We start from the raw sequence: 6506 nt of genomic DNA on the forward strand, positions 1-6506 counted from the left end.
GTTTCAAACAGCGCCCTGTCTGCTTCCATAATGGCGTCATCCACATATTTGAGGGGCTCCCACTTGGTTCCCACATTGTTGCATAAAATACTTTTCTGCTTTTTCTTCCCTTACCAATTAGTGTTACTAAACATTTAGACTTCTTCTACAAACCACTTACAGAATCAAAATCTGATATTCTGCTTACGGGAAGTCGAGAGGACTTATTCTTTCCAACAGGGTTTTATGATATGATTTTTGCACAAATGCTTCGTAAAATAGGACATGGTCAACAGTATCTGTTTGGTCATGGCGACTATCCGGCAATGCTGTCAAATCAAGATAAGTTTGTCGCAATTAGCAAAGCTTTTTTTAGTTTATGAAAAAATAAAATCTCAATACAACAATCTGAGCCATTACATCATTGGTTTGCCATAACAGCTCTCTGTTTATTACATCTCCAGCACCTACCAGTCAATACTTGCATAAGGACGGTGAACAAGTTTTGATTATTATTTTTTCTTAATCAAAAAATCATAAAAATATCTGGTTATAGTTTGCTGCCCCCATTAAATATGTTATAATAACTAATTATAATAACATAACATATTTAAGGAGGGCATAATGACTACATCCATTCCAAGCATAGGGGAAAGACTGAAGAAAATACGTACCAGCCAAAACCTCACTCTGGATGAAGTGGCAAAGATCACTGCTGTCAGCAAGCCAATGCTGGGGCAAATTGAGCGAGGGCAGTCGTCCCCCACTGTCAATACGCTCTGGAAGATCGCAACAGGGTTGAAGATTCCTCTATCCTCGTTTTTGCGAGAACAGCAGGCGGAATATGCTGTAGCAGCTTTGCAGGCGAAAGACGTTATCGTTGAGGATGACGGTCGTATGAGGGCGTATCCGCTGTTCACCTACGATCCTGTAAGAAATGTGGAAACATTCTACATTGAGTTTGATCCGGGCTGCGATCACCGCTCCGAGAAGCATTTGGACGGTGTTGAGGAATACATTTTAGTTCTACGAGGCAAGATGGAGCTTGACTTAAACGGAAAACCCGTCGTGGTGGAGGAAAAGCAGGCGCTTCGTTTTAGGGCGGATACGCCGCATGTTTACAGCAATCCCTTCGAAGAAATTTGCACGGTCCACAATATGATTTTCTATCCAAACCGATAAGGAGGTTACAGCAATGTATGAACTGGTAAAGGTCGGAAGCAATAGCTATTATATTAACTGCCCCGCGAAAATCGGGCTTTATTTGGATCATGATGACGAGGTCTATCTGGTGGATAGCGGAAGCGACAAGGATGCAGGAAGAAAAGTCCGTCAGATTCTGGAGAAGAACAACTGGTACCTGAAAGTGATTCTGAACACCCATTCCAACGCTGACCATATTGGGGGAAACAGATATTTGCAGAGTCAGACAGACTGTAAAATCTACGCGCCGGGGATCGACTGCGACTTTACGCGCCACCCTCTGCTGGAACCATCCTTTCTGTATGGCGGCTATCCGCCCAAGGATTTGCGGCACAAATTTCTGATGGCTCAGGAGAGCGACGCGGAATATCTGAATGCGGAGGCGCTGCCGGGCGGTATGACCATTCTCCCCTTACCGGGGCATTTTTTCGACATGGTTGGTTACCGGGATGCGGACGATGTGGTCTATCTGGCAGACTGCCTGTCCAGCAAAGAAACGCTGGATAAATATCAGATCAGTTTTATTTATGATGTGGCAGCCTATCTCAATACGCTGGAAACGGTAAAAACACTGAAAGCCACCATGTTTGTTCCTGCCCATGCGGAGGCAACAAACGACATCGCACCGCTCGCCCAGCTCAACATTGACAAGGTACATGAGATTGAGGAAAAGATTCTGCTGCTCTGCAGGGAACCGCTCTGTTTTGAACATATCCTGCAAAAGTTGTTCAACGAGTATGGTCTCACGATGAATTTTGAGCAGTATGTCCTCGTGGGCAGCACAGTTCGTTCTTATCTCGCGTGGCTAAAGGATACGGGGAAAATTAATGTCGATTTTAAAAGCGGTCTGCCACTGTGGGCACACACCTAAGGGGGCATGAAGACTATATTGAATGCTGCTTTGCGCAGCTAACCCTAGCCAAATATTGTCCCATTTCATTTATCTTACGGCTGAACAGTTAGCCTTTGAGGAAGCCTTTCTCTACCGCCATGGCTTTATTGACGGTATACGGGTAGGGAAATTACTAAATTCCTTTTAAAGTTACATTTGTAAAAGGGGAAAGCCATTCTATTGAGAAAACTTTCCCTCTTAGTTTTAGGATTTCAATTTACAGAATTGTGAAACTTCTTTTTTCAATCCTTTTAATATATTTAACTCTGTTTATAAAAATCAAAACCTGTCCAATTATTTTTTTCAACTGTTTCTTTTATCTTTTGGGAAGCATATATTGCAGCTACACTTTTAGAGCATCTAAAGATATCATATTGGCTACATATCTTTTTATTTAAATAAGTTTCCTGAGGAATAAATGTATATAAATTATATTTTTCATTATATTTATATTTACTTCTTTCCATATCAAATGCATCAATAAAATTATCTATATACATTAACACATAATTATTATTTATATTATTAGTAACCACATCAACTAATTTTATTGGAAAATAACTAAGCCCCTTAATATCCATCTCCACAAACTTTTCCATAACTCTAACATGGATTATAGGCCACCGTTTCACATTCAACAAATAATCACTTTCTAAACTTGATACTTTTGAACTATAGTAGAATTCAACATTTGGCCAATCAACTATGTTATGTTGGGATAAGATAATATTATCAAAATATCCCTTTTTAATATCTAAATAAACTATTTCATCTAAATTAGTTGTTTCTGCATAAATGGTATTTGTCCCATCTTTTATAGAATCATCAATTTTATCCATATCAAATGTTAATTTATAAAACATACCTCTCACTCCTTCAAATTTTCCCAATAGTTTGAATACAGCATATCAGGCTGTTCCCGAATAATACTTTTTATCTCGCTTTCATATAAATCTAAAAATATATCCTTATTACCCTGTGCAACATTATCAATGTTCCTCATTTCATCCAATATAAAATCATGATATGCATTTGGATGTCTTCCTTGATGTGGGAGTAATTCTTTATTCCAAACATCATCTAAATCAAGTCCATATTTATCCGTAATATCTTTAAATGATTGTGTATATGTTTTACTCTTATCAGAAGCATAATGATGTACTTGCTTTGGTTTAGGTGTTGATGAACCACCCTTAATACCAGCCCCCGAACCCTCAGGTGGAGTACTGAGATATACGGAAAGGGGTGAAAATTCGTATTCGTTTAAAAAAAGTATAGCACGTCTTTGTGCTGTTTTTAAATAGAAAAATTACTGTTCTTTTTCTGGCAGTGGTTCCCGGTATTCTGTCTTATTTTTCATCATTCCGTACACTATGTTCACCAAACGGCGCATGATGCAGACCAGTGCCTGAGACTTTGTCTTACCTTCACCGATTTTCCGCATATAATAGTCATAAAATATCGGATGATTAGGTACTCCGTTCTTTGGTCGGGATACCATGGTTACTGCCAGGAAATAAAACAGTCCGTGCAACTGGCGGTTTCCCTGTCTGGAGCTTTGTTCCTTGCCTTTTCCGGCAGAACTGAACTTCACAGGGGCCACTCCTGCGAATCTTGCCAGCTTGTCTGCACTGGAAAATCTTCGGATATCTCCGATTTCTGCAATCAGCTTACTGGCAATAGAAGTTCCTATTCCCGGCATACTGGTCAGTTTATAATCAAAACTAAGCAGGATTTTCTCGATTTCTTTATCAAGCCCTGCCAATTCTTCTTTTTGATGTTCCAAGTCTCTTACCAGACTTGTTGTGATAAAGTCTCTGGATTCCTGATATTCCCGAAAGGTATCTCCATCATTATGAACACAATCCAGAATCAACTCTGCTTTATCTCTTCTCGCAATGCGAGATATTTCCTTAAATTCGATTGTTAGGTCTTCTGCCGTCTTTTCCTGCAAATGGACAGGGGACGGGTAGGTCTTCCAGAAATACATGGCACATTTCCCGTCTATCTCGCTAAAAAACTTACTGTAGCTGGGATATGCCATAGATATCTGCTCATGAAGTCCGTTCTTAAAACGGATGCCGTCTTTTACCAGTAAATCTCTCCGATTCACCAGTTGCGCCAGTGTCCACTCATTATCTTTTGGCTTTGCATCAGGTAACGTATGTAACTGATTAATCAGAACCGTTGCCACACAACACGCATCATACTCATCATTTTTTCGGTACATGGGTGCACTTTTTCTCTGGTCATAAGCCAGAGCAGGATTGATGTCTTTCACGTTGTAACCACTTTCAATCAGCCAGACAGCTAAGCTTCTGCCGTAGCCATAAGCGTTTTCTAACCCATAAACGGGTTCAAGTCCAAGAATACTGGATTTTCTGTTCACCTTTTCCGCCAGTTTCTTAAATTCCCTTGGCTTATTTTCTATCACAACAACCTCTAACTTTTCATTCCAGCAGTTTACCATCACTGCGGTATGAGTTTCTTTATGCAGGTCAATCCATACATAAAGCAGATTTTCTCTTCTCTGCAATTCTCTCCCTCCTGATCTTGTTTCCAACCAATCAGTTTCCGTACCGGCAACCTCAGATGACAGTGTTAACTCTTTTTGAGTCCGCAAGGGTTCGACAGCCTATCTACAACAAACCAATGGGTGAAAAGACAAGTTATTTCTTTTATTGGTTGTTGATGTTAACTCTGTATCAAATGGATTGCAAGTCATTTCTGGTTTTATTTTAAGAAGAAAGAACAGCAGAAAAAAGAACGGAAAAGGGAGCTACAGAAAGGGATATTTTACCCCCTGTAACCCCCGGCAGCCCCATTTTACCATAGAACCGATTTCCTGTAAATCCCATGGTTCACCATGAACCATGGGGGTAGGCAGATATTACAAACCAATGGCAACGCAGATTTGATGTCCCATTCCCTGTTAGCCCTGTGTCGCAAAATATCGCCCCTGTGAACCTTTAAAACCGATGGTGGAGCATGTATGCCATCCAGGCAATCAAGCGCCTTGTTGGACAAAGTTGTAAAGGATTGCTCTTCCCTTTTTATCTAACAAATGCTTGGATTGCTGTTACCTCCTATTCGTCTTCCTGCTGCTTTATCAGAAAAATGTCGAATATACGCCCGTTTTTCATATGCTTCAAGCCGCACATTTACAACCAATTTTTAAATCTGATAAAGGAAAAGCTACTCTCATTTCCTGCCCTAAAACAGAGGTGAACCATGGGGTCGAAAATGATGCAGGTTAAAGAGCCGGGGTCAAAAACTCCCCGTCTCTGATTACCTCAGCCTGCGATGCAGGCTGAGAGGACTTTTTCAGCGGGGTTGGATTCCTGGCATTGGGGTCGTAACCGGAGTCATATTTACAAGAAAAGCCCTTTTACACAAATGAGTTACGGGGTTATGAACGACTCCATCTAAACATTACCAATGAATCAAAGAATAGACAGCCCGTAAATTCGAATTAATATCCTTTTTATTTTCTAATTACTCAATATTGTATTTTTGCTTATATATATTTAATAACTTATTTAAAGTTTCCTGTTTATCTGGATAATCCTCTATAAAAGATGATGAAATTATTTGTAGATATTTATATAAAGTTACATAATCAATAACTACCTCTTCGCCACTATGTAGACCAAACTCAACACCTTCAAATATGCCTTCTGTTGCAATATCATATTCATCTAAATCGTCTGGAAAAACACAAGCACCAAAGTTTTCTCCAAATCCTCTCCCCTCACTTATTCCTTCTACAATCTGAATAAATCTCTCATCACTGACCATATTAAAAACTGCTTGTACTGGAAAATGTTCTTTGTCCAGCATATTTTGATCAAGAAGCCTAAAATCTCTTTTCATGATTAATCTCCTAATCGTTTTTTATTGTTCTGGAAAGAACGATGTAATGTTCCCATTTCCATCACTATATCCTCTCCATTTTACTCCAGCACCATCATTGCCGACCCATTCCCTTGGTAGCAAACCATCAGGACTCTTAGAAAGGGCATCGTTAGCCGCTTGAACTCCTTTTTCCATGTAGACTTCATCGCTTATAATATTAGGATCATATACTGTTTTAACTTTGGGTACTCCACTTTGATATTCTCCTGGTATTGGAGTTCCTATCTTATCTAATTTGGGCATTTGATATTCAATCGTTTCAACGCCTTCTAGTGTTGGATGCGGAGTGGACTTTACAATTTCAATATCATTAGTTAATAACTGTTCTTTATTATGTGCTCCTCCTATGCCCTTTTTTCTAGGCACTGTTGGATCAGTATATTTTATATGTGATTCCAACTCTGGCGTTGGCTTAATCTTCCCCGAACCCTCTATCACATCATCAACAATCCCTGGACCACTCTCTATGCCCACAATCATACCACTTTTCTTCATCGCGGTATACCTATTTATTAAG

7 protein-coding genes are annotated in these 6506 nt (G+C 39.6%); 2 read left to right on the forward strand and 5 right to left on the reverse strand.

Going from position 1 to position 6506, the window contains the following annotated elements:
* Nucleotides 1-603 precede the first annotated feature (603 nt).
* On the forward strand, nt 604-1161 hold the full coding sequence (locus tag QM657_RS19785; protein WP_415068423.1) for a helix-turn-helix domain-containing protein: 558 nt from the start codon (nt 604-606) through the stop codon (nt 1159-1161).
* Between the two features lie 13 nt (nt 1162-1174).
* Nucleotides 1175-2053, forward strand: a complete 879-nt coding sequence (locus QM657_RS19790; RefSeq protein WP_415068424.1) for an MBL fold metallo-hydrolase — start codon at nt 1175-1177, stop codon at nt 2051-2053.
* 281 nt (nt 2054-2334) lie between these two features.
* Here QM657_RS19790 and QM657_RS19795 read toward each other — a convergent pair whose 3' ends face one another.
* From QM657_RS19795 to QM657_RS19815, 5 genes are all read right to left on the reverse strand, one after another.
* Nucleotides 2335-2913, reverse strand: a complete 579-nt coding sequence (locus QM657_RS19795; protein WP_415068425.1) for an imm11 family protein — start codon at nt 2911-2913, stop codon at nt 2335-2337.
* Nucleotides 2914-2942: 29 nt separating this feature from the next.
* Complete coding sequence (locus tag QM657_RS19800) at nt 2943-3350, reverse strand: AHH domain-containing protein (protein WP_415068429.1); 408 nt, start codon at nt 3348-3350, stop codon at nt 2943-2945.
* A 33-nt stretch (nt 3351-3383) separates the two neighbouring features.
* Nucleotides 3384-4610, reverse strand: coding sequence for an IS110 family transposase (locus tag QM657_RS19805; RefSeq protein ID WP_415068426.1), 1227 nt, complete (start codon nt 4608-4610; stop codon nt 3384-3386).
* A 959-nt stretch (nt 4611-5569) separates the two neighbouring features.
* The gene (gene cdiI, locus QM657_RS19810; protein WP_415068427.1) at nt 5570-5947 is read right to left on the reverse strand and encodes a ribonuclease toxin immunity protein CdiI; all 378 of its coding nucleotides are present in this window, start codon (nt 5945-5947) and stop codon (nt 5570-5572) included.
* Between the two features lie 21 nt (nt 5948-5968).
* Nucleotides 5969-6506: CdiA family toxin C-terminal domain-containing protein (locus QM657_RS19815; protein ID WP_415068428.1), on the reverse strand; the 538-nt coding region annotated here is incomplete at its 5' end.

Origin of the sequence: Lacrimispora sp., from assembly GCF_047605665.1 — a bacterium.
In the GTDB taxonomy this organism is placed as follows: Bacteria; Bacillota; Clostridia; order Lachnospirales; family Lachnospiraceae; genus Lacrimispora.